At 40.4% G+C, this 24,745-nt stretch carries 42 protein-coding genes; 34 read left to right on the forward strand and 8 right to left on the reverse strand.

Going from position 1 to position 24,745, the window contains the following annotated elements; translation table 11 throughout:
• From rplC to rplS, 31 genes are all read left to right on the forward strand, one after another.
• Positions 1 to 489, forward strand: a 489-nt coding sequence (gene rplC / locus ACJHV0_RS00500; protein ID WP_483133076.1) for a 50S ribosomal protein L3, incomplete at its 5' end; no start/stop codon positions are given.
• Between the two features lie 15 nt (positions 490 to 504).
• Positions 505 to 1,107 (forward strand): 50S ribosomal protein L4, encoded by a 603-nt coding sequence (gene rplD, locus ACJHV0_RS00505; RefSeq protein ID WP_025236920.1) that lies wholly within the window; start codon positions 505 to 507, stop codon positions 1,105 to 1,107.
• Positions 1,104 to 1,409 carry a 50S ribosomal protein L23 gene (gene rplW, locus ACJHV0_RS00510; protein ID WP_025236919.1) on the forward strand — a complete coding sequence of 102 codons (306 nt, stop codon included), beginning with the start codon at positions 1,104 to 1,106 and terminating at the stop codon, positions 1,407 to 1,409. Before rplD ends, rplW begins: the two co-directional genes overlap by 4 nt.
• Positions 1,410 to 1,427: 18 nt before the next feature.
• The gene (rplB, locus tag ACJHV0_RS00515) at positions 1,428 to 2,249 is read left to right on the forward strand and encodes a 50S ribosomal protein L2 (RefSeq protein ID WP_483133077.1); all 822 of its coding nucleotides are present in this window, start codon (positions 1,428 to 1,430) and stop codon (positions 2,247 to 2,249) included.
• A 30-nt stretch (positions 2,250 to 2,279) separates the two neighbouring features.
• On the forward strand, positions 2,280 to 2,555 hold the full coding sequence (rpsS, locus tag ACJHV0_RS00520) for a 30S ribosomal protein S19 (protein WP_005539416.1): 276 nt from the start codon (positions 2,280 to 2,282) through the stop codon (positions 2,553 to 2,555).
• Between the two features lie 10 nt (positions 2,556 to 2,565).
• On the forward strand, positions 2,566 to 2,898 hold the full coding sequence (gene rplV / locus ACJHV0_RS00525) for a 50S ribosomal protein L22 (RefSeq protein ID WP_025236917.1): 333 nt from the start codon (positions 2,566 to 2,568) through the stop codon (positions 2,896 to 2,898).
• An 18-nt stretch (positions 2,899 to 2,916) separates the two neighbouring features.
• Positions 2,917 to 3,621, forward strand: a complete 705-nt coding sequence (gene rpsC, locus ACJHV0_RS00530; protein ID WP_025218238.1) for a 30S ribosomal protein S3 — start codon at positions 2,917 to 2,919, stop codon at positions 3,619 to 3,621.
• A gap of 12 nt (positions 3,622 to 3,633) precedes the next feature.
• Complete coding sequence (rplP, locus tag ACJHV0_RS00535; protein WP_025218237.1) at positions 3,634 to 4,044, forward strand: 50S ribosomal protein L16; 411 nt, start codon at positions 3,634 to 3,636, stop codon at positions 4,042 to 4,044.
• Positions 4,044 to 4,235 (forward strand): 50S ribosomal protein L29, encoded by a 192-nt coding sequence (rpmC, locus tag ACJHV0_RS00540; RefSeq protein ID WP_005711179.1) that lies wholly within the window; start codon positions 4,044 to 4,046, stop codon positions 4,233 to 4,235. The genes rplP and rpmC overlap by 1 nt, the downstream gene beginning before the upstream one ends.
• Complete coding sequence (gene rpsQ, locus ACJHV0_RS00545) at positions 4,235 to 4,492, forward strand: 30S ribosomal protein S17 (RefSeq protein WP_025236916.1); 258 nt, start codon at positions 4,235 to 4,237, stop codon at positions 4,490 to 4,492. Before rpmC ends, rpsQ begins: the two co-directional genes overlap by 1 nt.
• A gap of 312 nt (positions 4,493 to 4,804) precedes the next feature.
• Positions 4,805 to 5,176 carry a 50S ribosomal protein L14 gene (gene rplN, locus ACJHV0_RS00550; RefSeq protein ID WP_005711998.1) on the forward strand — a complete coding sequence of 124 codons (372 nt, stop codon included), beginning with the start codon at positions 4,805 to 4,807 and terminating at the stop codon, positions 5,174 to 5,176.
• A gap of 10 nt (positions 5,177 to 5,186) precedes the next feature.
• A complete protein-coding gene (gene rplX / locus ACJHV0_RS00555; RefSeq protein ID WP_283386706.1) occupies positions 5,187 to 5,498 on the forward strand; it encodes a 50S ribosomal protein L24 in 312 nt (103 codons plus the stop codon).
• A gap of 17 nt (positions 5,499 to 5,515) precedes the next feature.
• The gene (gene rplE / locus ACJHV0_RS00560; RefSeq protein WP_025236914.1) at positions 5,516 to 6,055 is read left to right on the forward strand and encodes a 50S ribosomal protein L5; all 540 of its coding nucleotides are present in this window, start codon (positions 5,516 to 5,518) and stop codon (positions 6,053 to 6,055) included.
• A gap of 11 nt (positions 6,056 to 6,066) precedes the next feature.
• A complete protein-coding gene (gene rpsN / locus ACJHV0_RS00565) occupies positions 6,067 to 6,372 on the forward strand; it encodes a 30S ribosomal protein S14 (protein ID WP_025216415.1) in 306 nt (101 codons plus the stop codon).
• Positions 6,373 to 6,408: 36 nt separating this feature from the next.
• On the forward strand, positions 6,409 to 6,801 hold the full coding sequence (gene rpsH / locus ACJHV0_RS00570; protein WP_025216416.1) for a 30S ribosomal protein S8: 393 nt from the start codon (positions 6,409 to 6,411) through the stop codon (positions 6,799 to 6,801).
• A gap of 16 nt (positions 6,802 to 6,817) precedes the next feature.
• Positions 6,818 to 7,351, forward strand: coding sequence for a 50S ribosomal protein L6 (gene rplF / locus ACJHV0_RS00575; RefSeq protein ID WP_025236913.1), 534 nt, complete (start codon positions 6,818 to 6,820; stop codon positions 7,349 to 7,351).
• A 14-nt stretch (positions 7,352 to 7,365) separates the two neighbouring features.
• Positions 7,366 to 7,719 carry a 50S ribosomal protein L18 gene (gene rplR, locus ACJHV0_RS00580; RefSeq protein ID WP_025236912.1) on the forward strand — a complete coding sequence of 118 codons (354 nt, stop codon included), beginning with the start codon at positions 7,366 to 7,368 and terminating at the stop codon, positions 7,717 to 7,719.
• A gap of 14 nt (positions 7,720 to 7,733) precedes the next feature.
• Entirely contained in the window at positions 7,734 to 8,234 is a 501-nt protein-coding gene (rpsE, locus tag ACJHV0_RS00585; RefSeq protein WP_005705945.1) for a 30S ribosomal protein S5, read from the forward strand.
• Positions 8,235 to 8,240: 6 nt separating this feature from the next.
• Positions 8,241 to 8,417, forward strand: coding sequence for a 50S ribosomal protein L30 (rpmD, locus tag ACJHV0_RS00590; RefSeq protein ID WP_006250021.1), 177 nt, complete (start codon positions 8,241 to 8,243; stop codon positions 8,415 to 8,417).
• Between the two features lie 4 nt (positions 8,418 to 8,421).
• Positions 8,422 to 8,856 (forward strand): 50S ribosomal protein L15, encoded by a 435-nt coding sequence (rplO, locus tag ACJHV0_RS00595; RefSeq protein ID WP_025236911.1) that lies wholly within the window; start codon positions 8,422 to 8,424, stop codon positions 8,854 to 8,856.
• Positions 8,857 to 8,859: 3 nt separating this feature from the next.
• A complete protein-coding gene (secY, locus tag ACJHV0_RS00600; RefSeq protein WP_025236910.1) occupies positions 8,860 to 10,182 on the forward strand; it encodes a preprotein translocase subunit SecY in 1,323 nt (440 codons plus the stop codon).
• Between the two features lie 21 nt (positions 10,183 to 10,203).
• Positions 10,204 to 10,317: a 50S ribosomal protein L36 gene (gene rpmJ / locus ACJHV0_RS00605; protein WP_006250018.1), complete on the forward strand. Its 114-nt coding sequence runs from the start codon at positions 10,204 to 10,206 to the stop codon at positions 10,315 to 10,317.
• 137 nt (positions 10,318 to 10,454) lie between these two features.
• Complete coding sequence (gene rpsM, locus ACJHV0_RS00610; protein WP_005599322.1) at positions 10,455 to 10,811, forward strand: 30S ribosomal protein S13; 357 nt, start codon at positions 10,455 to 10,457, stop codon at positions 10,809 to 10,811.
• Positions 10,812 to 10,827: 16 nt separating this feature from the next.
• Positions 10,828 to 11,217, forward strand: coding sequence for a 30S ribosomal protein S11 (gene rpsK / locus ACJHV0_RS00615; RefSeq protein ID WP_005705959.1), 390 nt, complete (start codon positions 10,828 to 10,830; stop codon positions 11,215 to 11,217).
• A 28-nt stretch (positions 11,218 to 11,245) separates the two neighbouring features.
• Positions 11,246 to 11,872: a 30S ribosomal protein S4 gene (gene rpsD, locus ACJHV0_RS00620; protein ID WP_006250017.1), complete on the forward strand. Its 627-nt coding sequence runs from the start codon at positions 11,246 to 11,248 to the stop codon at positions 11,870 to 11,872.
• Positions 11,873 to 11,902: 30 nt separating this feature from the next.
• A complete protein-coding gene (locus tag ACJHV0_RS00625) occupies positions 11,903 to 12,892 on the forward strand; it encodes a DNA-directed RNA polymerase subunit alpha (RefSeq protein WP_025236909.1) in 990 nt (329 codons plus the stop codon).
• Positions 12,893 to 12,925: 33 nt separating this feature from the next.
• Positions 12,926 to 13,312 (forward strand): 50S ribosomal protein L17, encoded by a 387-nt coding sequence (gene rplQ, locus ACJHV0_RS00630; RefSeq protein ID WP_027073865.1) that lies wholly within the window; start codon positions 12,926 to 12,928, stop codon positions 13,310 to 13,312.
• 193 nt (positions 13,313 to 13,505) lie between these two features.
• A complete protein-coding gene (gene rpsP, locus ACJHV0_RS00635) occupies positions 13,506 to 13,754 on the forward strand; it encodes a 30S ribosomal protein S16 (RefSeq protein ID WP_005599334.1) in 249 nt (82 codons plus the stop codon).
• A gap of 33 nt (positions 13,755 to 13,787) precedes the next feature.
• The gene (rimM, locus tag ACJHV0_RS00640) at positions 13,788 to 14,315 is read left to right on the forward strand and encodes a ribosome maturation factor RimM (protein WP_025236907.1); all 528 of its coding nucleotides are present in this window, start codon (positions 13,788 to 13,790) and stop codon (positions 14,313 to 14,315) included.
• Positions 14,316 to 14,360: 45 nt separating this feature from the next.
• The gene (gene trmD / locus ACJHV0_RS00645; RefSeq protein ID WP_334247952.1) at positions 14,361 to 15,116 is read left to right on the forward strand and encodes a tRNA (guanosine(37)-N1)-methyltransferase TrmD; all 756 of its coding nucleotides are present in this window, start codon (positions 14,361 to 14,363) and stop codon (positions 15,114 to 15,116) included.
• Between the two features lie 26 nt (positions 15,117 to 15,142).
• Positions 15,143 to 15,493 carry a 50S ribosomal protein L19 gene (gene rplS, locus ACJHV0_RS00650; RefSeq protein ID WP_025236905.1) on the forward strand — a complete coding sequence of 117 codons (351 nt, stop codon included), beginning with the start codon at positions 15,143 to 15,145 and terminating at the stop codon, positions 15,491 to 15,493.
• Positions 15,494 to 15,573: 80 nt separating this feature from the next.
• Here the strand turns inward: rplS and ACJHV0_RS00655 are convergent, their stop codons facing one another.
• From ACJHV0_RS00655 to dapD, 8 genes are all read right to left on the reverse strand, one after another.
• Positions 15,574 to 15,906 (reverse strand): MazG nucleotide pyrophosphohydrolase domain-containing protein, encoded by a 333-nt coding sequence (locus tag ACJHV0_RS00655; protein ID WP_483133078.1) that lies wholly within the window; start codon positions 15,904 to 15,906, stop codon positions 15,574 to 15,576.
• Positions 15,907 to 15,990: 84 nt separating this feature from the next.
• Positions 15,991 to 17,187, reverse strand: a complete 1,197-nt coding sequence (locus ACJHV0_RS00660) for a ribosomal protein uL16 3-hydroxylase (RefSeq protein WP_483133079.1) — start codon at positions 17,185 to 17,187, stop codon at positions 15,991 to 15,993.
• A gap of 150 nt (positions 17,188 to 17,337) precedes the next feature.
• Complete coding sequence (gene accC / locus ACJHV0_RS00665) at positions 17,338 to 18,681, reverse strand: acetyl-CoA carboxylase biotin carboxylase subunit (protein ID WP_025236902.1); 1,344 nt, start codon at positions 18,679 to 18,681, stop codon at positions 17,338 to 17,340.
• Between the two features lie 71 nt (positions 18,682 to 18,752).
• On the reverse strand, positions 18,753 to 19,223 hold the full coding sequence (gene accB, locus ACJHV0_RS00670) for an acetyl-CoA carboxylase biotin carboxyl carrier protein (RefSeq protein ID WP_334236192.1): 471 nt from the start codon (positions 19,221 to 19,223) through the stop codon (positions 18,753 to 18,755).
• A gap of 249 nt (positions 19,224 to 19,472) precedes the next feature.
• Entirely contained in the window at positions 19,473 to 20,255 is a 783-nt protein-coding gene (locus tag ACJHV0_RS00675; protein ID WP_483133080.1) for a glycosyltransferase family 32 protein, read from the reverse strand.
• Positions 20,256 to 20,264: 9 nt separating this feature from the next.
• Complete coding sequence (gene aroQ / locus ACJHV0_RS00680; RefSeq protein ID WP_483133081.1) at positions 20,265 to 20,702, reverse strand: type II 3-dehydroquinate dehydratase; 438 nt, start codon at positions 20,700 to 20,702, stop codon at positions 20,265 to 20,267.
• Between the two features lie 3 nt (positions 20,703 to 20,705).
• Entirely contained in the window at positions 20,706 to 21,164 is a 459-nt protein-coding gene (locus ACJHV0_RS00685) for a GNAT family N-acetyltransferase (RefSeq protein WP_483133082.1), read from the reverse strand.
• Positions 21,165 to 21,222: 58 nt separating this feature from the next.
• Positions 21,223 to 22,047, reverse strand: coding sequence for a 2,3,4,5-tetrahydropyridine-2,6-dicarboxylate N-succinyltransferase (dapD, locus tag ACJHV0_RS00690; protein WP_025236897.1), 825 nt, complete (start codon positions 22,045 to 22,047; stop codon positions 21,223 to 21,225).
• A 151-nt stretch (positions 22,048 to 22,198) separates the two neighbouring features.
• Between dapD and ACJHV0_RS00695 the strand changes: the two genes are divergently transcribed.
• The 3 genes from ACJHV0_RS00695 to ftsN all read left to right on the forward strand — a co-directional run bounded on the left by ACJHV0_RS00695 (position 22,199) and on the right by ftsN (position 24,616).
• Positions 22,199 to 22,861, forward strand: a complete 663-nt coding sequence (locus ACJHV0_RS00695; protein ID WP_483133083.1) for a M15 family metallopeptidase — start codon at positions 22,199 to 22,201, stop codon at positions 22,859 to 22,861.
• Positions 22,858 to 23,610 carry a class I SAM-dependent methyltransferase gene (locus tag ACJHV0_RS00700; protein ID WP_483133084.1) on the forward strand — a complete coding sequence of 251 codons (753 nt, stop codon included), beginning with the start codon at positions 22,858 to 22,860 and terminating at the stop codon, positions 23,608 to 23,610. Before ACJHV0_RS00695 ends, ACJHV0_RS00700 begins: the two co-directional genes overlap by 4 nt.
• A 124-nt stretch (positions 23,611 to 23,734) precedes the next feature.
• Complete coding sequence (gene ftsN, locus ACJHV0_RS00705) at positions 23,735 to 24,616, forward strand: cell division protein FtsN (RefSeq protein ID WP_483133085.1); 882 nt, start codon at positions 23,735 to 23,737, stop codon at positions 24,614 to 24,616.
• Positions 24,617 to 24,745: the final 129 nt, after the last annotated feature.

The raw sequence follows: 24,745 nt of genomic DNA on the forward strand, positions 1-24,745 counted from the left end.
GCAATTCAAGTTACTACTGGCTCTAAAAAAGCAAGTCGTGTAACTAAACCAGAAGCAGGTCATTTCGTGAAAGCAGGTGTTGAAGCTGGTCGCGGTTTATGGGAATTTCGTACTGAAGGTGAAGAATTCACTTTAGGTCAAGAAATCAATGTTGACATCTTTACAGATGTTAAAAAAGTTGACGTTACTGGTACATCAAAAGGTAAAGGTTTCCAAGGCGGTGTTAAACGCTGGAACTTCCGTACTCAAGATGCTACACACGGTAACTCTTTATCACATCGTGTACTTGGTTCTATTGGTCAAAACCAAACTCCGGGTCGTGTGTTTAAAGGTAAAAAAATGGCAGGACACTTAGGTGCTGAGCGTGTAACCGTTCAATCACTTGAAGTTGTTCGTGTAGATGTTGAGCGTAAATTACTATTAGTTAAAGGTGCTGTTCCAGGTGCAACTAATGGTGATGTTATCGTGAAACCGGCAGTTAAAGCATAAGTCTAGGAGATAGAGATGGAATTACAAGTTGTAGGTGCAAACGCACTAACTGTTTCTGAAACTACCTTCGGACGTGAGTTTAATGAAGCGTTAATCCACCAAGTAGTTGTTGCTTATGCAGCAGGTGCTCGTCAAGGAAGTCGTGCTCAAAAAACTCGTGCTGAAGTGTCTGGTTCAGGTAAAAAACCTTGGCGTCAAAAAGGTACAGGTCGTGCACGTTCTGGTGATATCAAATCACCAATCTGGCGTTCTGGTGGTGTAACATTTGCTGCTAAACCACAAGATCACAGCCAAAAAGTGAACAAAAAAATGTACCGTGGTGCAATCAAAAGCATTCTTTCTGAATTAGTTCGTCAAGACCGTTTAGTGGTTGTTGAGAAATTCGAGATCGATGCACCAAAAACTAAAGTATTAGCACAAAAATTAAAAGATATGGCGTTAACTGACGCTCTTATCATCACTGCAAATGTAGATGAAAATCTATTCTTAGCAGCACGCAACTTATATAAAGTTGATGTGCGTGATGTTCAAGGTATTGACCCAGTAAGCTTAATCGCTTTCGATAAAGTGGTTGTTACTGTAGATGCAGTGAAACAAATTGAGGAGATGTTAGCATGATTCAACAAGAACGTTTGCTAAATGTGTTAAAAGCACCACATATCTCTGAAAAAGCGACAAACAACGCAGAAAAAGGCAATACTATCGTATTCAAAGTTGCATTAGATGCAAACAAAGTTGAAATTGCAAACGCAGTTGAACAACTTTTCGAAGTAAAAGTAGATTCTGTACGTACTGTAGTGGTTAAAGGTAAAACTAAACGCCGTGGTGCTAAAGTTGGTCGTCGTAGTGACTGGAAAAAAGCTTATGTAACTCTTCAAGAAGGTCAATCACTTGACTTCGTTGAAGGTGCGGCAGAATAATCAGAGGAGATAATATAAATGGCTATCGTTAAATGTAAGCCGACCTCCGCTGGTCGTCGTCACGTAGTTAAAGTTGTGAACACTGAGCTACATAAAGGTAAACCTTTTGCAGCACTTTTAGATACTAAATCTAAAACCGGTGGTCGCAATAACTTAGGTCGTATTACAACTCGTCACATTGGTGGCGGTCATAAACAACACTACCGTTTAATTGACTTCAAACGTAACAAATTAGACATTTCAGCTGTTGTTGAGCGTTTAGAATACGATCCAAATCGCTCTGCGAATATCGCATTAGTTCTTTATAAAGATGGTGAACGCCGTTATATCTTAGCACCAAAAGGGTTATCTGCTGGTGATACGATTCAAGCTGGTGCTTCAGCACCTATTAAAGTAGGTAATGCATTACCTATGCGTAACATTCCAGTTGGTTCAACTGTTCACAACGTGGAATTAAAACCTGGTAAAGGCGGTCAAATCGCTCGTTCTGCAGGTGCATATGTACAAATTATCGCTCGTGAAGGTAACTATGTAACTTTACGTCTTCGTTCAGGCGAAATGCGTAAAGTATTAGCTGAGTGTACTGCAACTATCGGTGAAGTAGGTAACTCAGAGCATATGCTTCGCGTTCTTGGTAAAGCAGGTGCAAACCGTTGGAGAGGTATTCGTCCAACTGTTCGTGGTACTGCGATGAACCCGGTAGACCACCCACACGGTGGTGGTGAAGGTCGTAACTTCGGTAAACACCCAGTTACTCCTTGGGGCGTTCAAACCAAAGGTAAGAAAACTCGTCACAATAAACGTACTGATAAATTCATCGTACGTCGTCGTGGCAAATAATTTTATTCATTAACTAAAAGGTAAACACCAATGCCACGTTCCCTCAAGAAAGGTCCTTTCCTTGACCTACACTTGTTGAAGAAGGTAGAGAAGGCGGTGGAAAGCGGGGATAAAAAACCAATCAAAACTTGGTCCCGTCGTTCAATGATCATTCCATCAATGATTGGTTTGACCATCGCAGTCCATAATGGTCGTCAGCACGTTCCTGTTTATGTTTCCGACGAAATGATCGGTCATAAATTAGGTGAATTTGCCCCGACTCGTACATACCGCGGTCACGCCGCAGATAAGAAAGCTAAGAAATAAGAGGTAAAAGATGGAAACTATTGCTAAACATCGTTACGCTCGTACTTCTGCCCAAAAAGCTCGCTTAGTTGCTGACTTAATCCGTGGTAAAAAAGTTGCGCAAGCACTAGAAATCTTAACTTTCACTAACAAAAAAGCAGCAACGCTTGTTAAGAAAGTTTTAGAGTCAGCTATTGCAAACGCAGAGCACAATGACGGTGCAGATGTCGATGATCTTAAAGTTGCTAAAATCTTCGTTGATGAAGGTCCAAGCATGAAACGTGTAATGCCACGTGCAAAAGGTCGTGCAGATCGTATTTTAAAACGTACAAGCCACATCACAGTGGTTGTGTCAGATCGTTAATTAAGTGGAGAATAACAAATGGGTCAGAAAGTACATCCTAATGGTATTCGCCTAGGTATTGTTAAACCTTGGAACTCTACTTGGTTCGCGAATACACAAGATTTCGCTGATAACTTAGATGGCGATTTCAAAGTACGTAAATTTTTAAACAAAGAGTTAGCGAACGCTTCTGTATCACGCATCACTATTGAGCGTCCTGCAAAAAGTATTCGTGTAACTATTCACACAGCTCGTCCAGGTATCGTTATCGGTAAAAAAGGCGAAGATGTTGAAAAATTACGCAATGCAGTTGCTAAAATTGCAGGTGTTCCTGCTCAAATCAACATTGCTGAAGTGAAAAAACCAGAGCTAGATGCTAAATTAGTAGCAGATAGCATCGCTTCTCAACTTGAACGTCGTGTAATGTTCCGCCGTGCTATGAAAAAAGCGGTTCAAAACGCAATGAAATTAGGTGCTAAAGGTATCAAAGTTGAAGTTAGCGGTCGTTTAGGTGGTGCAGAAATTGCTCGCTCAGAGTGGTATCGTGAAGGTCGTGTACCTCTACATACACTTCGTGCAGACATCGATTATAGCACAGCTGAAGCTCACACAACTTACGGCGTAATTGGCGTAAAAGTGTGGATCTTCAAAGGTGAAATTCTTGGTGGAATGGCTGCAGTGATTGAATCTGAAAAAGAACCAGCGGCACAGCCTAAAAAGCCAGCTCGCAAAGGTCGTAAATAAGGAGATCGCTGAATGTTACAACCAAAACGCACAAAATTCCGTAAAGTACACAAAGGCCGTAACCGTGGTATCGCGGGTGGTACAGAAGTGAGCTTCGGTTCATTCGGTTTAAAAGCGGTTGGACGTGGTCGTTTAACAGCACGTCAAATTGAAGCTGCTCGTCGTGCGATGAGCCGTGCGGTAAAACGTCAAGGTAAAATCTGGATTCGTGTTTTCCCAGACAAACCAATCACTGAAAAACCATTAGAAGTCCGTATGGGTAAGGGTAAAGGTAACGTTGAGTACTGGGTAGCCCTAATCCAACCGGGTAAAGTATTATATGAAATGGATGGTGTTTCTGAAGAAGTTGCACGCAATGCGTTTGCTTTAGCAGCAGCTAAACTTCCGTTCAAAACCACATTTGTAACTAAAACGGTGATGTAATGAAAGCTCAAGAACTACGTAACAAAAGTGTTGAAGAGCTGAATGGCGAATTAGTAAACCTTTTAGGTGAGCAATTCAAACTGCGTATGCAGGCAGCCACCGGTCAGCTTCAACAAACCCACCAGTTAAAACAAGTGCGTCGTAGTATTGCACAAGTGAAAACTGTATTAACCGAAAAGGCGGGTGAATAATGACTGATAAAATTCGTACAGTACAAGGTAAAGTGGTTAGCGACAAAATGGACAAATCATTTGTAGTTGCTATCGAACGTACAGTTAAACATCCTTTATATGGTAAGTTTATCCGTCGTACTACTAAACTTCACGTACACGATGAAAACAACGAAGCTAAATTAGGTGATGTAGTTGAAATTAAGGAATGTCGTCCTGTTTCAAAAACTAAATCTTGGACTTTAGTTCGTGTAGTTGAGAAAGCAGTTGTTGCTTAATTAACTAGAAATAATAAAACCTCAGCAATTTGCTGAGGTTTTTAATTTTATACAAGTCATTAAGGCAAGATGATAACAGTACAAGCGGTTAAATTTTTCTAATTTTTTGCAGATTTTCTCTGTTTTTCGACCGCTTGCTAAGATGCGATAAGATGGAAAATACTTCACTAAAAATATATCATTGAAATCAAGAATAATACTTAAAAATTACTTGATTAATTTCTTTATTTTTAGTATATTTTGCACCCTGTTTATGTTCTGTAAACAGGTTCGTCCCGAAAGGGTGTTTTTTTATTTTAACGGAGCACTAATATGATCCAAGAACAGACTATGCTGGATGTTGCTGATAACTCAGGGGCTCGTAGCGTAATGTGTATCAAGGTTCTAGGTGGATCGCACCGTCGTTACGCTGCTATCGGCGATATCATCAAAGTTACTGTGAAAGAAGCAATTCCACGCGGTAAAGTTAAAAAAGGTGATGTGTTAAAAGCAGTTGTTGTGCGCACCAAGAAGGGTGTTCGTCGCCCAGATGGCGCAGTTATTCGTTTCGATGGCAATGCTTGTGTAATTTTAAACAATAACACTGAGCAACCAATCGGTACTCGTATTTTTGGACCGGTGACTCGTGAACTTCGTTCTGAGAAGTTTATGAAAATCATCTCTTTAGCTCCAGAAGTACTATAAGGAGAATGTAATGGCTGCAAAAATCCGTCAAAACGATGAAGTAATTGTTCTTACCGGTAAAGATAAGGGCAAACGTGGTAAGGTAACTAAAGTGTTACCAAATGGTAAAGTTTTTGTTGAGGGTATCAACATCGTAACTAAACACGAGAAACCAGTTCCTGCATTAGGTAAAGCTGGTGGTTTAGTGAAAAAAGAAGCTGCGATTGATGCTTCAAATGTTGCAATTTTCAACCCTGAAACCAACAAAGCTGACCGTGTAGGATTTAGAATTGAAGATGGTAAAAAAGTACGTTTCTTCAAATCTAACGAGAAATTAATTTAATTAACTGGAGTAATGTGATGGCGAAACTGCATGATTACTACAGAGATACAGTAGTTAATGAATTAAAAGAGAAATTCAACTACTCATCTGTCATGCAAGTCCCACGAATCGAAAAGATTACCCTGAATATGGGTGTGGGTGAAGCATTGACCGATAAAAAACTGTTAGATAACGCAGTAGCAGATCTAGCAGCAATTAGCGGTCAAAAACCATTAGTAACCAAAGCTCGCAAATCTGTTGCAGGCTTTAAAATCCGTCAAGGGTATCCAATCGGTTGCAAAGTAACCCTACGTGGTGAACGTATGTGGGAATTCTTTGAAAGATTGATTACTATCGCTGTTCCACGTATCCGTGACTTCCGCGGTTTAAACGCTAAGTCATTCGATGGTCGTGGTAATTACAGTATGGGTGTTCGTGAACAAATCATTTTCCCTGAAATCGACTACGATAAAGTAGATCGTGTGCGTGGTTTAGATATTACTATTACCACAACAGCGAAAAGTGATGAAGAAGGTCAAGCTTTATTAGCGGCTTTCAATTTCCCATTCCGTAAATAAGGTAGGTTATCGTGGCAAAACAATCAATGATCGCACGTGATGTAAAACGTGCTAAATTAGCTGATAAGTTCTACGCAAAACGTCAAGAGTTAAAAGCGATTATTTCAAATGAAAACTCTTCTGATGAAGAACGTTGGGATGCAGTGTTAAAGTTACAAACTTTACCACGTGATTCAAGTCCAATCCGTCAGCGTAATCGTTGCCGTCAAACTGGTCGTCCACATGGTGTACTTCGTAAGTTTGGTTTAAGCCGTATTAAAGTCCGTGAAGCTGCAATGCGTGGCGAAATTCCGGGTCTTAAGAAGGCAAGCTGGTAATAACCTCTTTTAATTTGGAATCATGGGAGTAAATACATGAGCATGCAAGATCCAATCGCAGATATGCTGACCCGTATTCGTAACGGTCAAGCTGCGAATAAAGTTGCAATCAGTATGCCTTCATCTAAGTTAAAAGTTGCTATCGCAAATGTTTTAGCTGAAGAAGGTTATATCGAAAGCGTTAAAGTTGTTGAAGGTGCAAAACCTGAACTGGAAATTACTTTAAAATATTTCCAAAACAAACCTGTTGTAGAAAGTATTCAACGTGTAAGCCGTCCAGGTCTTCGTATTTATAAACGTAAAGACGAATTACCAAAAGTTATGGGTGGTTTAGGTATTGCGGTTGTTTCTACATCTAAAGGTGTAATGACTGACCGTGCAGCTCGCCAAGCTGGTCTCGGCGGTGAAATTATCTGTTACGTAGCATAATAAAGGGGTAGGAAGAATGTCTCGTGTTGCAAAAGCACCTGTTAATATTCCTGCCGGTGTTGAGGTAAAACTTAACGGTCAGCTATTAACAGTTAAAGGTAAAAATGGCGAGTTATCTCGCGAAATTCACAATGCAGTTGAAGTAAAAAATGAAGATAACGCATTAACTTTTGCACCTCGTGAAGGTGTTGCTAATGCAGATGCACAAGCGGGTACTGCTCGTGCACTTGTTAATGCTATGGTTATCGGTGTTACTGAAGGCTTTACTAAGAAATTGCAATTAGTGGGTGTTGGTTATAGAGCTCAAATGAAAGGCAATGCTGTTGCTTTAAGTTTAGGTTTCTCACACCCTGTAGAACATGAGTTGCCAGCTGGCGTAACTGGTGAATGTCCATCACAAACAGAAATTATTCTGAAAAGTGCTGACAAACAGTTAATTGGTCAGGTAGCAGCAGATATTCGTGCATACCGCAAACCTGAGCCTTATAAAGGTAAAGGTGTACGTTACTCTGATGAGGTTGTACGTACTAAAGAAGCGAAGAAAAAGTAAAGTAAGGTAACACTATGGATAAGAAAATAGCTCGTATCCGTCGTGCAACCCGTGCACGTCATTTGATGAGAGAGCAAGGTGCAACACGTTTAGTTGTGCATCGCACACCTCGCCATATCTATGCGCAGGTAATTGCACCTAATGGCTCAGAAGTACTAGCAGCAGCTTCAACTGTTGAAAAAGTAATTAAAGAGCAAGTTAAATATACCGGTAATAAAGAAGCCGCAGCAGTAGTGGGTAAAATCGTAGCTGAGCGTGCAATTGCCAAAGGTATTCAAGCGGTTGCTTTTGATCGTTCTGGTTTCAAATACCACGGTCGTGTGCAATCATTAGCAGATGCTGCTCGTGAAGCTGGTCTACAGTTCTAATAGAGGAATTTGAGATGTCAAACATCGAAAAACAAGCTGGTGAACTGCAGGAAAAGCTAATCGCGGTTAACCGTGTTTCAAAAACCGTAAAAGGTGGTCGTATCATGAGTTTCACTGCTTTAACAGTAGTGGGCGATGGTAATGGTCGTGTTGGTTTTGGTTACGGTAAAGCACGTGAAGTTCCAGCAGCAATCCAAAAAGCGATGGAGAAAGCTCGTCGCAATATGATTAATGTAGCTTTAAATGAAGGTACATTACAACATCCTGTTAAAGGTTCTCATACTGGTTCACGCGTATTTATGCAACCAGCAAGCGAAGGTACTGGTATCATCGCAGGTGGTGCAATGCGTGCAGTATTAGAAGTTGCAGGTGTTCGTAACGTTCTTTCTAAAGCGTATGGTTCAACTAACCCAATTAATGTTGTTCGTGCAACAATTGATGCACTTGAAAACATGAAATCACCTGAAATGGTTGCTGCAAAACGTGGCAAAACAGTTGAAGAAATTTTGGGGTAATTGGATATGGCAAAAATTAAAGTAACTCAAACTCGTAGCTCTATTGCTCGTTTACCGAAACATAAAGCAACGTTAAAAGGCTTAGGTCTTCGTCATATTCGTCATACTGTAGAACTTGAAGATACACCGGCAGTGCGTGGTATGATCAATCAAGTATCTTATATGGTTAAAGTAGAGGAGTAATAGAATGCGTTTAAATTCTCTTTCTCCAGCTGAAGGTGCTAAGCACAGTGGAAAACGTTTAGGTCGCGGTATTGGTTCTGGTTTAGGTAAAACTGGTGGTCGTGGTCATAAAGGTCAAAAATCTCGTTCAGGCGGACGTGTTCGTCGTGGTTTCGAGGGTGGTCAAATGCCTTTATACCGTCGTTTACCAAAATTTGGTTTTACATCACTAAAATCATTCCATGTGGCTGAAATTCGTTTAAACGACTTAGCTAAAGTAGATGGTAACGAAGTAACTTTAGAAGCATTAAAAGCAGCTAATATTATTACTAAAGATATTTTATCAGCTAAAGTAATTTTAGCGGGTGAAATTGACAAAGCAGTTGTAATTAAAGGCTTACGTGTAACTAAAGGTGCTAAAGCTGCTATCGAAGCTGCTGGCGGTTCTATCGAGGAATAATAGATGGCAAAGCAACCAGGGTACCAAGGTAGTACACAAAAAGGGACTGGCGAGCTTAAATCAAGGTTGTTATTTGTTTTAGGTGCGTTAATCGTTTTCCGAATCGGTTCTTTTATACCTGTTCCTGGCATTGATGCTTCTGTATTATCCGAATTAATTCGACAACAGCAAGGCACCATCATTGATATGTTCAATATGTTCTCTGGTGGTGCTTTAAGCCGTGCATCTATATTTGCATTAGGTATTATGCCTTATATTTCAGCGTCAATTATTATTCAATTATTGACAGCGATTCACCCACCTTTAGCTGAATTAAAGAAAGAAGGTGAGGCAGGTCGCAGAAAAATTAGTAAATATACTCGTTACGGTACATTACTATTAGCATTTATTCAATCTATTGGTATTTCATTAGCCCTACCGAATATGGTACAAGGATTAGTTCCTAATCCAAATATCTTATTCTATATAACTTCTGTAATAAGCTTAGTAACAGGGACAATGTTCCTTATGTGGCTAGGTGAACAAATCACTGAGCGTGGTATCGGAAATGGTATCTCATTGATTATCTTTGCAGGTATTGTTGCGGATCTTCCGGCAACTATTGGGCAGACAATTGAACAAGCTCGCCAAGGTGAGTTGTCATTTATTGTATTACTATTAGTCGCAATAATTGCATTTGCAGTAACGTATTTTGTTGTCTTTGTTGAACGTGGACAAAGAAGAATTGTTGTGAATTATGCAAGTCGCCAACAAGGTAGAATGATGGCACCTGCAAGATCTTCACACTTACCGCTAAAAGTTAATATGGCAGGAGTAATACCAGCAATTTTTGCTTCAAGTGTTATTTTATTCCCTGCAAGTATTACTCAGTGGTTTGGTCAAAGTGAGGGTTTCGAATGGTTATTTAACCTTTCACAACTATTACAGCCAGGTCAACCATTGTACATTGTCCTATTTACAATGGCAGTAATTTTCTTCGCATTCTTTTATACAGGAATGCAGTATAATCCTCGTGATACAGCGGATAATCTTAAGAAATCAGGTGCGTTTGTACCAGGTTATCGACCAGGCGAACAAACATCTCGTTACATTGATAAAGTAATGACACGTTTAACCTTAATCGGTGCGTTATATATTACTTTTGTTTGTTTGGTTCCTTACATCATTACATCATTATGGAAAGTTCCATTCCAATTAGGCGGAACTTCTTTATTAATTGTAGTGGTTGTTATTATGGATTTCATCGCACAGGTTCAGAGCCATTTAATGTCTCAACAATATGATTCTGTGTTGAAGAAAGCTAACTTAAAAGGCTTAGGTCAATAAGCCCTTAACAAAGGATAAGCAATGAAAGTTCGTGCTTCAGTTAAAAGAATGTGCCGTAATTGTAAAGTAATCAAGCGTGAAGGTGTGGTTCGTGTAATTTGTAGCGACCCTAAACACAAACAACGTCAAGGTTAATTTACGCATATTTCTTGCAAAGAACCCGCTGAGCAGTTATACTGCTCAGCTCATTCGTCCTGATATACTGTTTGAGTATCCTGAAACGGGCTTTTCAAGATCAGTATATCAATAAACTTAAATAATAGGAGTGCATAGTGGCCCGTATTGCAGGCATTAACATTCCTGATCAGAAACACACTGTAATCGCATTAACTGCTATTTATGGTATCGGTAAAACTCGTGCAAAAGCTATCTGTGCTGCAACGGGTATTGCTGAAGATGTAAAGATCAGAGAATTGTCTGAAGAGCAGATTGAAAAACTGCGTGAAGAAGTTGGTAAATTTACTGTCGAAGGTGATTTACGTCGTGAAGTAACTTTAAGCATCAAACGTCTTTTAGACTTAGGTTGCTACCGTGGTTTACGTCATCGTCGTAGTTTACCGGTACGTGGTCAACGTACTAAGACTAATGCGCGTACCCGTAAAGGTCCACGCAAACCGATCAAAAAATAGTCGGAGTAGATAAATAATGGCTAAAACACCAGTTCGCGCACGTAAGCGCGTTAAAAAACAGATTGCAGATGGCGTAGCTCATATCCACGCATCTTTCAATAACACAATCGTTACCATTACTGACCGTCAAGGTAATGCTCTTGCTTGGGCAACTGCAGGTGGTTCAGGTTTCCGTGGTTCTCGTAAATCAACTCCATTTGCTGCTCAAGTTGCTGCAGAGCGTTGTGCAGAAATGGTTAAAGAGTTTGGTTTAAAGAATTTGGAAGTTATGGTTAAAGGTCCGGGTCCGGGTCGTGAATCAACAATCCGTGCATTAAATGCAGCGGGTTTCCGTATCACGAACATTACAGATGTGACTCCGATTCCACATAACGGTTGTCGTCCACCGAAAAAACGTCGTGTATAATTGACGTTAGAATCATTGGAGAAAGAAAATGGCAAGATATTTGGGTCCTAAGCTCAAGCTAAGCCGTCGTGAAGGTACTGATTTATTCTTAAAATCAGGCGTTCGTGCGATTGAATCAAAATGTAGAAATAGACTTGATGTAGCCCCTGGTCAACACGGTGCTCGCAAGCCACGTTTATCTGACTACGGTAGTCAGTTACGTGAAAAACAAAAAGTTCGCCGTATTTATGGTATCTTAGAGCGTCAATTCCGTAACTATTATACAGAAGCAAACCGCTTAAAAGGTAATACCGGTGAGAACTTATTAGTATTATTAGAAGGTCGTTTAGATAACGTAGTTTATCGTATGGGTTTTGCTGCAACTCGTGCAGAAGCACGTCAGCTTGTTAGCCACAAATCAATCGTAGTAAATGGTCGTGTAGTAAACATTCCTTCATTCCAAGTTTCTGTTGATGATGTTGTTGCTGTTCGTGAAAAATCGAAAAAACAAGCACGTATTAAAGCATCATTAGAATTAGCGACTCAACGTGAAAAACCGACTTGGTTAGAAGTTGATGCGACTAAAATGGAAGGCGTATTTAAACGTCGTCCAGAGCGTTCAGATCTATCAGCAGATATTAATGAACATCTGATTGTTGAGCTTTACTCTAAATAATAGTTAGCTTAACCGCAAAGAGAGGAAAAAATGCAGGGTTCTGTGACAGAATTTTTAAAGCCGCACTTAGTGAATATTGAACAAATTAGTTCAACTCGCGCTAAAGTGACATTAGAGCCGTTAGAACGTGGTTTTGGCCATACATTAGGCAACGCACTTCGCCGCATTTTACTTTCATCTATGCCGGGTTGTGCAGTTACTGAAGTTGAAATTGATGGTGTATTACACGAATACAGCAGCAAAGAAGGCGTTCAGGAAGATATTCTTGAGGTATTATTAAACCTTAAAGGTCTAGCGGTGAAAGTGCAAAATAAAGATGATATTATTTTGACACTCAATAAATCTGGAATTGGCCCTGTAACTGCAGCCGACATCACACACGATGGCGATGTAGAAATCGTAAATCCCGATCACGTTATCTGTAATTTAACAGATAAGAATGCGTCAATTAGTATGCGTATTCGTGTGCAACGTGGTCGTGGTTATGTACCTGCATCAGCACGTCTTCATACTCAAAACGATGACCGTCCAATTGGTCGTTTGCTAGTTGATGCACGTTTTTCACCAGTAGATCGCATTGCTTACAATGTAGAAGCTGCACGTGTTGAACAACGTACAGACTTAGATAAACTTGTTATTGAGATGGAAACTAATGGTACATTAGATCCAGAAGAAGCTATCCGTCGTGCTGCAACGATTTTAGCAGAGCAACTTGCTGCATTCGTTGATTTGCGTGATGTTCGTCAACCTGAAGTGAAAGAAGAAAAACCAGAATTTGATCCAATTCTTCTTCGTCCGGTAGATGACTTAGAGCTGACAGTTCGTTCTGCTAACTGTTTAAAAGCAGAGACAATTCACTATATTGGTGATTTAGTCCAACGTACAGAAGTTGAACTACTTAAAACGCCTAACTTAGGTAAAAAATCTCTTACAGAGATCAAAGATGTTCTAGCTTCTCGTGGCTTATCACTCGGTATGCGCCTTGAAAACTGGCCGCCTGCAAGCATTGCAGAAGACTAGTTTCGGTATAGATTTTCTAAGAAGGAATAGGTTATGCGCCATCGTAAGAGTGGACGTCAATTAAACCGTAACAGCAGCCATCGCCAAGCGATGTTCCGCAATATGGCAAGTTCTCTAGTTGAACACGAAATCATCAAGACAACTTTACCAAAAGCAAAAGAGTTACGTCGTGTAGTTGAGCCGTTAATTACTTTAGCTAAAGCAGACAGCGTTGCAAACCGCCGTTTAGCTTTTGCCCGTACACGCAACGTTGATACAGTTGCTAAATTATTCAATGAATTAGGTCCACGTTTTGCAAATCGTGCCGGTGGTTACACCCGCATCTTAAAATGTGGTTTCCGTGCAGGCGATAACGCACCAATGGCTTACATTGAGTTAGTAGATCGTCCGGAAGTTGCTGCAGAAGCAGCAGCGGAATAATCTAATTAAGTTTGAACCTAAAACCCCGATATTCTTATCGGGGTTTTCTTTTATATGCAGATCTTTATATACCTTGTTTTTTTGCAAAAAATCTGTATAATTTGACCGCTTGTTTTCCCTTTTGGGGCAAGTTCGTTACCCTCACCTCGAACGAGGGTTTATTTTTTACTATCAACATTTTAGAGGAAAGGTTATGGTAACCATTCGTTTAACTCGTGGCGGAGCTAAAAAACGCCCATTTTACCAAATCGTGGTAGCGGACAGCCGTTCACCTCGTGATGGTCGCTTTATCGAGCGTATCGGTTTCTTCAACCCATTAGCAGCAGGTCAAGCTGAACGTTTACGTTTAGATGTGGCTAAAGTAGATGCTTGGGTTGCTAAAGGTGCTGATTTATCAGACCGTGTTGCTTCTTTAGTTAAAGAAGCTCGCAAAGCAGCTTAATTTTTTAAGCCAAAATTATATAAGTAGGTGAGTATGAGCGAACAAAAAATTGAAGTTGTCGGGAAATTAGGTTCAACCTATGGGATCCGTGGCTGGTTACGCCTCTATTCATCAACAGAACAATCTGAAAGTATTTTCGACTATCAGCCGTGGTTCTTAAAAATCAAAGGGCAATGGCAGCCAGTCGAGCTCGAAGCTTGGCGTTATCACAGCAATGATTTGATTGTGAAATTAAAGGGTACAGAAGACCGTGAAGCTGCACAGTTATTAACTAATGCCGAAATTGGTGTGGATTTATCTGTGTTTCCTGAATTGGAAGAAGGGGATTACTATTGGCACGATTTAATCGGTTGTACAGTAGTAAACTTGGAAGGCTACACAATGGGAACTGTAACTGAAATGATGGAAACAGGCTCAAACGATGTGTTAGTGGTGCGTGCAAACAGCAAAGATGCTTTTGGTAAACAAGAACGATTAATTCCGTTCTTATACGAACAAGTAGTTAAAAGAGTAGATCTCGCCACCAAAACCATTACGGTGGAGTGGGATGCTGGTTTCTAACCTCAGGTATGCGGTTAGCTTTTAAAAGCATTTGAGGCATTAATGATGTGGATTGGTATCATTTCACTATTCCCTGAAATGTTTAAAGCAATCACCGATTTTGGGGTAACAGGACGTGCAGTTAAACAAAATCTGCTGCAAATTGAATGTTGGAATCCTCGCGATTTCACATTAGATAAACATAAAACCGTGGATGATCGCCCTTACGGTGGTGGTCCGGGAATGTTAATGATGGTTCAGCCTTTACGTGATGCAATTCGTGCAGCTAAAGAGGCAGCCAAAGCAGCAGACGGTGTAGAGGCTAAAGTAATTTACCTTTCACCGCAAGGACGTAAACTTGATCAAGCCGGCGTGCAAACGTTAGCTTCAAATCAGAAACTGATTTTAATCTGTGGACGATATGAAGGGGTTGATGAGAGATTGATTCAAACCGAAGTTGATGAGGAATGGTCAATCGGAGATTACGTACTGACAGGGGGAGAACTGCCTGCAATGACATTAATTGATGCTGTTGCAAGGTTTGTTCCCGGTGTATTAGGCAAACAGGCTTCGGCGTTGGAAGATTCTTTCGCAGAAGGATTATTAGATTGCCCACATTACACCCGCCCTGAAGTGTTAGACGGTATGCCTGTCCCAGAAGTGCTGATGTCGGGACACCACGAGCAAATTCGCAAATGGCGGTTACAACAATCGCTTGAACGAACGTGGTTAAGACGCCCTGAGCTATTGGATAGCCTAGCTCTGACTGACGAACAGAGAGTGTTGTTGAATCAAATTAAAAAACAACACAAAATCAGTTAATTCTAGGATTATAGAAGGTTTTTAAAATGAGTAACATCATCAAACAACTTGAACAAGAACAGTTAAAACAAAATTTACCTAGCTTCCGTCCAGGTGACACATTAGAAGTTAAGGTATGGGTAGTAGAAGGTAGTAAAAAACGTTTGCAAGCGTTCGAAGGCGTGGTTATTGCAATTCGTAACCGTGGCTTGCACTCTGCATTCACACTACGTAAAGTTTCAAACGGCGTAGGCGTTGAGCGTACATTCCAAACTCACTCACCTGTAATTGATAGCATTGCTGTTAAACGTAAAGGTGCAGTACGTAAAGCTAAACTTTACTACTTACGTGAGCGTTCTGGTAAATCTGCACGTATCAAAGAGCGTCTTGGCGACTAATTTGCTACAACGCAGTGAAATGCATAAAAGCCTTGGGGAAACCCAAGGCTTTTTTCTTATAATAATGCTATCACAAGCGGTTATTTCTCGGTGTTTTTTTGCAAATAGCGATCTTCAAATTTGGTTTGATGACGAGTGATGACTTCCGTCATTGAAATACCATATTTATCCGCAAGCACGAATAAATTATCCATCACATCGCCCAGCTCTTCAATGAGGTTATCTCGCTTTTGCTGTTGTGAGGCCTCGGTTTCGTCCGGTCGCTCACGCCCGATTTCAATAGCTCTAACTGCACAGGCTACTTCGCCAATTTCTTCAGTCAGATAAGTCATTCGCATAAAAGGGCTACGCTCGTACCAACCTTGCTGTTGATAAAACTCCCGAACCCATTGTTGATATTGTTCGATTTGCATTTTCCATTTCTCACATAAAATAAACAAGCGGTTAAATTTGCAAATTTTTTTTGCAAAAATAACCGCTTGTGAAAGGTTTCCGTATTATTCGGCTTCAGATAAAATAATCCAACCGCTGTCCAGCCAATCACAGATAGTGTCTAGCATCAACTCGAGTTCCGCTTGGTCTTGTACTTTAGAGGCAAGTTTATTCCACGAAATAGAGTCGCCATTGGCAATACGAATTAACAACGCCATTTCCGCCTCATTAAGCTCATCAATCCATTCGCCATTCACATAAAGACGTTGTGGGTTTTCGGTGTAGAGAATCTTCACATTGGCATCTTGCTGTAACCAGCCGCCCTCTTCCAACACTTGTTGAACTTCATCCGGATAATATTCGTTATCTGTTTGTAGCAGTTCATAACGGCGAGTGCTGGCGGCAGTTGCCACGCTATGGGTAAATAATTCGTCAAATTGCTCAGAGTTTTGCAATAAGTTGATTAACTGATGTTTCAGGGTTTGCACCATTTTCGGATCGAGTAATGCATTTGGCTGCACATTCGGCGATAAACGGAATGGAATATGGAATTCCGCTGAGTTAATCATATCCGCCTGATGCTCAATCGTTTTGCAGATATTTTCCATTAAATCCGTTGCATTCGGGTAACGCAAACCGAAAGAGAAAGTTAAGCCTTGATCGCTTTCTGACACGCCATAATGTGCCATTCTGGACGGCACATAAAGCACATCGCCCGGGTTCATCACTTCGTCTAATACCAACTCGCCCATATCATCAAAAATACGGATAGGTTGGTTTGGTTTAAATTCTGTGCTTGGATCACACCATTTGCCAAGCTGCCAACGGCGTTGTCCATAGCCTTGAACGAGGAAAACATCGTATTCATCATAATGTTTTCCTACAGTGCCACCTAATGGCGAGCAGGACACCATAATATCATCACGTTGCCATTGTGGGATAAAGCCGAAGGCTTGCCATAATTCTCCCAGTTCTGGCGACCATTGTTCAAGATTTTGCACCATAACAGACCATTGCTCCGGCAGATTCTGTAGATCTTCTTCTACAAGCGGGCTTGCTTTTACAGACCATTTATCCCCTTTGCATTGAATAAGGCGTGCAGTAACTTCCTCTTCTAAGGCTAATTCCATAATATCTTCCGGCTCAAATAAATCTACAATTTGAGGTAAGCCATTACGAATTAAAAGAGGGCGTTTTTGCCAATATTCACGTAAAAATGTTTCAGGGCTAATGTTTTCAGGTAAGCAGAATGGAATGTTCATAAATGCTCCTTGCGATTGTGTTGCTTTAGTTTGTTTAATATTCTACCTGAGAAATCGCAGAAAACGTGAAATTTTTTATGATTTAGCGACATCATTCACATTTTGGGTAAGAAAATAATGAAAAAGGCGAACATTGTTCGCCTTTGAGGGTTATTTAAGACCGAGTTTCTTCTCTAAATAGTGGATATTTGTGCCACCTTTGCGGAATTCGCTATCAGAAAGAATTTGTGTATGCAATGGAATATTTGTTTTAATTCCATCAACAATTGTTTCAGATAACGCATTTTCCATACGACGAATAGCAATATCACGATCTTCTGCAAAAGTGATGAGTTTACCAATCATTGAATCATAATGTGGTGGTACGCTATAGCCTGAGTAAATGTGAGAATCCCAACGTACACCTAAACCACCCGGTGCGTGTAAACGTGTAATTTTGCCCGGAGACGGTAAGAAAGTCTGAGGATCTTCCGCATTGATACGACACTCAATAGCGTGTCCTTTCACTTTAATATCTTCTTGTTTAATAGAAAGTGGTAAACCGGCTGCAACACGCAGTTGCTCTTTCACTAAGTCCACGCCTGTGATCATCTCTGTAACAGGGTGTTCTACCTGTAAACGTGTGTTCATTTCAATGAAATAGAACTCGCCGTTTTCGTATAAAAACTCGAATGTACCTGCACCGCGATAGCCGATTTCACGACAAGCATTTGCACAACGTTCACCGATGAATTTACGTAATTCTTCCGTAATACCCGGTGCCGGTGCTTCTTCCACCACTTTTTGGTGGCGACGTTGCATTGAGCAATCACGTTCCGCCAAATAAACGGCATTACCGTGTGTATCAGCAAGTACTTGAATTTCAATATGGCGTGGATTTTCTAAATATTTCTCCATATAAACCATATCGTTATTAAAGGCTGCTTTTGCTTCAGCTTTAGTCATTGCGATAGATTCTTCTAAATCTTTCTCGTGATGAACAACACGCATACCACGACCACCGCCACCACCAGAGGCTTTGATGATAACAGGGTAGCCGATGCGGCTTGCAATTTCTCTGTTTTTCTTCGGATCAGTACCAATAGGACCATCAGAACCCGGTACACAAGGCACACCCGCTTTTTTCATCGCATTAATTGCAGATACTTTATCGCCCATTAAACGGATTACGTCAGCTGTTGGACCGATAAACACAAAACCTGATTTTTCAACTTGTTCTGCAAAGTTAGCATTTTCAGATAAGAAACCATAGCCCGGGTGAATTGCATCTGCATTTGTTACTTCTGCTGCCGCAATAATCATTGGGATATTTAAATAACTTTTAACAGAAGGAGCAGGACCAATACAGATAGTCTCATCCGCTAATAAAACATGTTTTAATTCACGGTCTGCTGTTGAGTGAACGGCAACCGTTTTAATGCCTAATTCTTTACAGGCTCGTAAAATGCGTAAAGCAATTTCGCCACGGTTTGCAATAACAACTTTTTCTAACATTGGGAGATTCCCTTGAAGTGAATTGGTTGGAAAGATGCCCCTATTAAATAAAATATAAGGGCAAACATAGATTATTCGATGATGAATAATTTTTGGTCGAACTCAACCGGTTCGCCATCATTAACTAAAATTTCTTTAATTACACCGGCTTTATCTGATTCAATGCGATTCATCATTTTCATCGCTTCAACAATACAGAGTGCATCGCCGATTTTCACGGTTTGACCTACTTCCACAAAGGCTTTCGCATCCGGGCTTGGGCTACGATAGAAGGTACCTACCATTGGAGAACGTACAGCGTGTCCACTTACTTGCTCCGTTGCCGCATTAGAAGGGAAAGAGGCTGGTGCAGCGGGTTGTGGAGCTGCTGCTGGAGCTGGGGCTGCAACAGGTGCGGCAGCATATTGAACAGTAGGAGCAACAACTGCTGCTGGTGCAGCACGGCTAATACGTACTGTACCTTCTTCTTCAGACACTTCTAATTCAGTAATGCCAGATTCTTCAACTAATTCGATAAGTTTTTTGATTTTGCGAATATCCATAATAAGATTCCGTGTGTGATTAATAATAAAAATAGAACTCTGCATTTTTTATCGTAAATAATAGAATGCAGAGCTAAAAATTCTGGGTGTAGAATACCTGAATTTCACGGATTTTGCGAATAAAATCTTCTAAATTTGGCGAAAATACGTGATTTTGGTATTCATCGTACCAGTTGGGGTAATCAAAATTTTACCGATAACAAGCGGTCAAAAATGGTAAATTTTTTGCAAATTTCAACCGCTTGTAACTTATTTGAGCAAATCCTCATTCTTCTTGTAGTTCCATTTACTGCCCGGTTTGTCGATATATTGAAAATACTCATTTGTGAATGTGCCTTGTGCACAGGTTACTTTATCACGGCGAAAATTTACCGCTTTATCGCCAATAGCATTATTTAATGTATCTGGACCAGTCATTACAAATACACCACCCTCAATGCGACGGTTTTCAATATTGCTGATGATCAACTCAAGCGTATCTTTTAAAATCCAGTTGTCTTTTTCGGCGGCAAGGAAAAAGTTAGTGTATTTGTTACGGCGTTTGATTAATACTTCACTATCGTTTTCATTAATAATTTTGGAAAGTGGATACACTAAATGCCCGTCAATATCAATATAAATGCCACCTTCTCTTAATAAAGTAAAAATTCGCCAGAAATCAGCTTGAGCTGCACCGTCAGTGAGCTTGCTATAAGCATTGAAGGTGCGTTCATCAGCATTCGCTTTGATGTAGGCTTCACGTTCTTCAGTGCTGATATAACGATAATCATAGCTTAACGACATTAGTCGGTTAAACAAATAATTGGCATACATTGGCAAGGTTACTTTATTTGAATAGTTAGTTTGCCAAATCGTTTTGGTAATTTTTGTTGGTTGGTTAGAACGAATTTTTGCCGGACTATATTCCGGAATCGTAAAACGCTTTTTCGGAAAAAGGGCGTGGAAAGGGTAGCTCAACACCTTTACAATATTGCCAAATAAGCGAATAATACCGTTACAGAGAACGATAAATTGTTCATTTTTAACTGCCATTTTATTGCCTTATTTTTTAAATTGTGAAATCGCAAAATCCAACGCATATTCATAGCCTTTTATACCCAAGCCACAAATAACGCCTTTTGCTATATCACTTAGATAGGAGTGATGGCGGAAAGGTTCGCGACTATGTACATTAGAAAGATGTACTTCAATAAACGGAATGGAAACTGATAGTAACGCATCACGAATTGCCACACTGGTGTGAGTGAACGCTCCGGGGTTAATAATAATAAAATCGGTGTTTTGAAAAGCTTGATGAATAAGGTTGATGATTGGTTCTTCACCATTTGCTTGGAAGCAATCTAGTTCTACCCCTTGCGATGAGGCTAAAGTTTTCAGATGGTTTTCAATATCCGCTAACGTTTGTGAACCGTAAATTTCAGGCTCACGCTTGCCAAGCATATTCAGGTTTGGACCGTTTAATAGTAAGATTTTTTTCATTACCTACTCCACACTTAATTCGTAGTTTAACCATTCACGATTTTCGGTTGCTCCTAAACGTTGATAGAAACGAATACTTCCCTCGTTCCAAGGGGCAACTGTCCATTTGATTATTGTGCAGCGATGTGCTTTTGCCTCCGCTTTTAAGGCTTCCATTAATGCTTCGCCCACTTTTTGATTACGAGCCGTTTCATCAACATACAACTCTTTCATATAAATAGCCGGACGATTTTGAGCGGTATAAGGCAGGAAGTAATAGACTAACATTCCTACAATCTTGCCTTCATTTTCTGCCACTAAACAGTAGAAATCAGGCGGATTTTTTCGAAAGCCAGATTCAACTACGACCTCAGGTGTAATTGCAAATGAATCGAGATAATACTCAAACTCAGCCAGTTTTTGCATTAGAGGGAAAACTTGAACGACATCTTGTTCCGCCATTTTTCGGACGATTATTGCCATATATTTCCTTACAAGCGGTAAAAAAATCCCCCACTTTTGCAAAGTGAGGGAACATTTATTATTCTTCGATTGAACGTAAAAGTTCGTTTAAGCCTACTTTGCTAAGTGTTTTCTCATCAACTTTTTTCACAATAACCGCACAGTATAGATTGTGTGAACCGTCTTTCGATGGCAGAGAACCTGAAACTACCACCGAACCAGCCGGTACACGTCCGTAATGTACTTCGCCAGTTTCACGGTCGTAGATTTTGGTGGATTGGCCAATAAATACGCCCATTGAGATCACGCAGTTATCTTCCACAATCACGCCTTCCACGATTTCAGAACGTGCACCGATAAAGCAGTTATCACCGATGATAGTTGGGTTTGCTTGTAACGGCTCTAACACGCCACCGATTCCCACGCCACCTGATAAGTGAACGTTTTTACCGATTTGTGCACAAGAACCCACTGTTACCCAAGTGTCCACCATTGTGCCTTCGCCAACGTATGCACCGATGTTCACGAAAGATGGCATTAACACCACGTTTTTCTCGATGTGTGAACCTTTACGTACTACTGCACCCGGTACGGCACGGATGCCATCTGCTTTGAATTGTTCTTCCGTATAATTGCCGTATTTAGTTGGTACTTTGTCGTAGAATTTGGTTTCTGCACCGTCAATGATTTGGTTGTCTGCGATACGGAATGAAAGTAACACGGCTTTTTTCACCCATTGGTTTACGACCCATTCGCCATCTTTTTTCTCAGCTACACGCAAAGAACCGTTATCTAAACCTGCGATAACTTCTTCAATAGCCGCTTTGGTTTCTGCATCAACAGTTTTAGGTGTGATATCTGCACGGCGTTCAAATGCCGCTTCAATAATTGCTTGTAAAGACATTGTTGTGTTCCTTAATCAGTTAAAAATTTAAAGGGAAATACGGCTCACTTTTTAACATAGAAAGGCTTTTATTTCCACAAGAAAAAACATATCGCTGAAATTTAGTTTATAATTCAATCCATTGATTTTTAGCATACAAGCGGTCATTTTTGTGGAAAATTTTGCAGCTATTTTAACCGGTAAAACGCGAGCCCATTTGGTAGCGTTGCCAAATCCGCTTTCGGATAAACATTTCCTTCAGCCTGAAGTGGTTGAGGCGTTTTTGGCATTGCAACAAGGGGCAAAAGAGGCAGGTTTTAATCTTCAGCCAGCCAGCACTTTTCGAGATTTTGAACGCCAAAAATGGATTTGGAATGCGAAATTTAACGGCGAACGTAAAGTTCACGATGATAATGGTACTGCGATTGATATGAGCCAACTCTCTGATTTCGAGAAATGTCAAGCAATGCTGCGTTGGTCAGCGGTTCCCGGTTCAAGCCGCCATCATTGGGGGACGGAAATTGATATTTTCGATCCGGATTTGCTCCCTGAAAATACCCAACTTTTGTTAGAGCCTTGGGAGTATTTAGAAGGCGGCTATTTTGCTGAACTCACCGAGTGGCTACACGCTCACGCAGAACAATTTGGTTTTTATTTCCCCTTTGACGGCACGCATAATCGAGTCGGATTTGAGCCTTGGCATATCAGTTACCGCCCGATTGCGGCTGAATATGAAAAATTATTCACGGACGAAATGTTAAGATCGGCTTGGCAAGACGAAGATGTAGCGGGCAAAGAATGTTTACTCGCCCACTTTGATGAATTATTAAAATGATCCAATTAATTAACGAAACCGATAATCACGACAAATTCCAACGTATTTGCGACAAATGGCAGCTTATTCATCAAGCAGATAGCACATTAGCTCTCGTACTAACAGAGGAGCGTTTAGAGCTACGCAAATTAGATGAACCAAAACTCGGGGCGATAGCGGTGAATTTTGTCGATGGCACAATGGCTCACCGCCGTAAATTTGGTGGCGGACGGGGCGAAGCAGTGGCAAAAGCGGTAGGCATTAAAGGCGATTATTTACCTACAGTGATTGATGCTACGGCAGGCTTAGGGCGAGATGCGTTCGTATTAGCTGCCGTAGGTTGCAAGGTGCTGTTAGTGGAGCGAAATCCTATTGTGGCGGCATTATTGGAAGATGGGCTAAATCGGGCTTATCAAGATCCAGAAATCGGCAGTTTTATGCAAGAACGAATGATTTTGGCGGATGTTCGCAACATTTCACTGCTTGAACCACAACTGAATGCGGCAGATGTGGTCTATTTAGATCCGATGTATCCACACAAACAAAAAAGTGCCTTGGTAAAAAAAGAGATGCGAGTGTTTCAGCATTTAGTCGGGGCAGATTTAGATTCCGATGATTTTTTTCTGCCGGCAAAGGCGTTAGCGAAAAAACGAGTGGTGGTGAAACGCCCGGATTATGCTCCTTTTTTGGCAGAGCAAAAACCGGATTTCTCACAAATGACGAAAAATCACCGCTTTGATATTTATCTTTCTCATCAAAAAAGTAAATAAAAAGAATCTTTTTGTCGTTTTTTACAAAACTTTAAAACAGAATGCGGTATATAAGATAGGCAAGCGGTTATTTTTACAGTAAAATTTACAAATTAGTTTATTTTTTATAGGGAAGGCGGTTATTGTGCCACAGCGTGATTATGTTGCTCGTTCAAACGAGAAAAAAAGTAAAAAAACACAAAAAGAAAGTGCGTTAAAAAAGGTTCTGATCCTAATTATTGGTTTGATTTTAGGCTGCGGTATTGCATTATGGCTTTTAAAAGCAAATGCACCGGCTCCAACAACTGTTTCGAATACAGCACAACCAGTTCAACAGCAGCCAAAAAGTCAATTGCCGAGCAGACCGGAGGAAAGCTGGAGTTATATTCGTGATTTGGAAACTCGCACGGTCATTACTGATAATAATCAAACTTCACAAGAACGTTTAGCTCAATTAACAGCTCAGCAAAAGCAACAAATTGAAGAAAGACGTAAACAAGAAGAAGCTCGTTTAGCTGAACAAGTACAGCAAAATTCAACAGTAGAAACTCCAGCAGAGACAACAGATAAGGCAACAATAGTTACTCAAGAGCCTCAATTAAGTGATGAGGCTCTGGCAACAAAAAGAGCGGAAGAGGAAGCCTTAGCTCAAAAGAGAGCGGAAGAAAAGCGTAAACAAGCTGAATTGAAAAAACAGCAAGAAGCTAAAAAGGCTGAGCAAGCTAAGTTAGCAGAAGAAAAAACGAAAAAAGAACAACCGGCTAAAATTGTTGCAAGTGCGGCAACACCGGCAGATAAAGCGGCAAATCAAGCAGGTAAATTCGGTTTACAATGTGGGGCATTTAAAAATAAAGCTCAAGCAGAAAATATGCAAGCACGCCTTGCTATGGCAGGATTTAATGCTCGAATTGCCAGCAGTGCAGATTGGAATCGTGTTTTTGTTGGTCCGGTTGGCGATAGAGCAGCAACTTCAAGAGCACAGTCAAATGCTCGTAGCGTAGCAGAATGTGTAATTGTAGCGATGTAATAATTTTAAATATAAATATAAATATAAATATAAATATAAATATAAATATAAAGTAAAAGAGAGCTATATAGCTCTCTTTTTGTTTAGGAAAATTATTTGTAGATTTATAATTATAAGATAAGTAATAGA

Source organism: Mannheimia sp., from assembly GCF_056854775.1.

Bases quoted from the DNA above. Each gene is read 5' to 3' on its own strand.
- ACJHV0_RS00675 (WP_483133080.1), bottom strand. From the start codon at position 20,255: ATGGCAGTTAAAAATGAACAATTTATCGTTCTCTGTAACGGTATTATT.
- ACJHV0_RS00700 (WP_483133084.1), top strand. From the start codon at position 22,858: ATGATCCAATTAATTAACGAAACCGATAATCACGACAAATTCCAACGT.
- rpmJ (WP_006250018.1), top strand. From the start codon at position 10,204: ATGAAAGTTCGTGCTTCAGTTAAAAGAATGTGCCGTAATTGTAAAGTA.
- rplS (WP_025236905.1), top strand. From the start codon at position 15,143: ATGAGTAACATCATCAAACAACTTGAACAAGAACAGTTAAAACAAAAT.
- ACJHV0_RS00625 (WP_025236909.1), top strand. From the start codon at position 11,903: ATGCAGGGTTCTGTGACAGAATTTTTAAAGCCGCACTTAGTGAATATT.
- rpsQ (WP_025236916.1), top strand. From the start codon at position 4,235: ATGACTGATAAAATTCGTACAGTACAAGGTAAAGTGGTTAGCGACAAA.
- rplW (WP_025236919.1), top strand. From the start codon at position 1,104: ATGATTCAACAAGAACGTTTGCTAAATGTGTTAAAAGCACCACATATC.
- rpsK (WP_005705959.1), top strand. From the start codon at position 10,828: ATGGCTAAAACACCAGTTCGCGCACGTAAGCGCGTTAAAAAACAGATT.
- rpsH (WP_025216416.1), top strand. From the start codon at position 6,409: ATGAGCATGCAAGATCCAATCGCAGATATGCTGACCCGTATTCGTAAC.
- rplX (WP_283386706.1), top strand. From the start codon at position 5,187: ATGGCTGCAAAAATCCGTCAAAACGATGAAGTAATTGTTCTTACCGGT.
- rpmC (WP_005711179.1), top strand. From the start codon at position 4,044: ATGAAAGCTCAAGAACTACGTAACAAAAGTGTTGAAGAGCTGAATGGC.
- ACJHV0_RS00655 (WP_483133078.1), bottom strand. From the start codon at position 15,906: ATGCAAATCGAACAATATCAACAATGGGTTCGGGAGTTTTATCAACAG.
- rplV (WP_025236917.1), top strand. From the start codon at position 2,566: ATGGAAACTATTGCTAAACATCGTTACGCTCGTACTTCTGCCCAAAAA.
- rplF (WP_025236913.1), top strand. From the start codon at position 6,818: ATGTCTCGTGTTGCAAAAGCACCTGTTAATATTCCTGCCGGTGTTGAG.
- trmD (WP_334247952.1), top strand. From the start codon at position 14,361: ATGTGGATTGGTATCATTTCACTATTCCCTGAAATGTTTAAAGCAATC.
- rimM (WP_025236907.1), top strand. From the start codon at position 13,788: ATGAGCGAACAAAAAATTGAAGTTGTCGGGAAATTAGGTTCAACCTAT.
- accB (WP_334236192.1), bottom strand. From the start codon at position 19,223: ATGGATATTCGCAAAATCAAAAAACTTATCGAATTAGTTGAAGAATCT.
- rplP (WP_025218237.1), top strand. From the start codon at position 3,634: ATGTTACAACCAAAACGCACAAAATTCCGTAAAGTACACAAAGGCCGT.
- rplN (WP_005711998.1), top strand. From the start codon at position 4,805: ATGATCCAAGAACAGACTATGCTGGATGTTGCTGATAACTCAGGGGCT.
- rplD (WP_025236920.1), top strand. From the start codon at position 505: ATGGAATTACAAGTTGTAGGTGCAAACGCACTAACTGTTTCTGAAACT.
- rplB (WP_483133077.1), top strand. From the start codon at position 1,428: ATGGCTATCGTTAAATGTAAGCCGACCTCCGCTGGTCGTCGTCACGTA.
- rpmD (WP_006250021.1), top strand. From the start codon at position 8,241: ATGGCAAAAATTAAAGTAACTCAAACTCGTAGCTCTATTGCTCGTTTA.
- accC (WP_025236902.1), bottom strand. From the start codon at position 18,681: ATGTTAGAAAAAGTTGTTATTGCAAACCGTGGCGAAATTGCTTTACGC.
- rpsP (WP_005599334.1), top strand. From the start codon at position 13,506: ATGGTAACCATTCGTTTAACTCGTGGCGGAGCTAAAAAACGCCCATTT.
- secY (WP_025236910.1), top strand. From the start codon at position 8,860: ATGGCAAAGCAACCAGGGTACCAAGGTAGTACACAAAAAGGGACTGGC.
- rpsE (WP_005705945.1), top strand. From the start codon at position 7,734: ATGTCAAACATCGAAAAACAAGCTGGTGAACTGCAGGAAAAGCTAATC.
- rpsS (WP_005539416.1), top strand. From the start codon at position 2,280: ATGCCACGTTCCCTCAAGAAAGGTCCTTTCCTTGACCTACACTTGTTG.
- ACJHV0_RS00660 (WP_483133079.1), bottom strand. From the start codon at position 17,187: ATGAACATTCCATTCTGCTTACCTGAAAACATTAGCCCTGAAACATTT.
- rplE (WP_025236914.1), top strand. From the start codon at position 5,516: ATGGCGAAACTGCATGATTACTACAGAGATACAGTAGTTAATGAATTA.
- rpsD (WP_006250017.1), top strand. From the start codon at position 11,246: ATGGCAAGATATTTGGGTCCTAAGCTCAAGCTAAGCCGTCGTGAAGGT.
- rpsC (WP_025218238.1), top strand. From the start codon at position 2,917: ATGGGTCAGAAAGTACATCCTAATGGTATTCGCCTAGGTATTGTTAAA.
- ACJHV0_RS00685 (WP_483133082.1), bottom strand. From the start codon at position 21,164: ATGGCAATAATCGTCCGAAAAATGGCGGAACAAGATGTCGTTCAAGTT.
- rplQ (WP_027073865.1), top strand. From the start codon at position 12,926: ATGCGCCATCGTAAGAGTGGACGTCAATTAAACCGTAACAGCAGCCAT.
- rplR (WP_025236912.1), top strand. From the start codon at position 7,366: ATGGATAAGAAAATAGCTCGTATCCGTCGTGCAACCCGTGCACGTCAT.
- dapD (WP_025236897.1), bottom strand. From the start codon at position 22,047: ATGTCTTTACAAGCAATTATTGAAGCGGCATTTGAACGCCGTGCAGAT.
- aroQ (WP_483133081.1), bottom strand. From the start codon at position 20,702: ATGAAAAAAATCTTACTATTAAACGGTCCAAACCTGAATATGCTTGGC.
- rplO (WP_025236911.1), top strand. From the start codon at position 8,422: ATGCGTTTAAATTCTCTTTCTCCAGCTGAAGGTGCTAAGCACAGTGGA.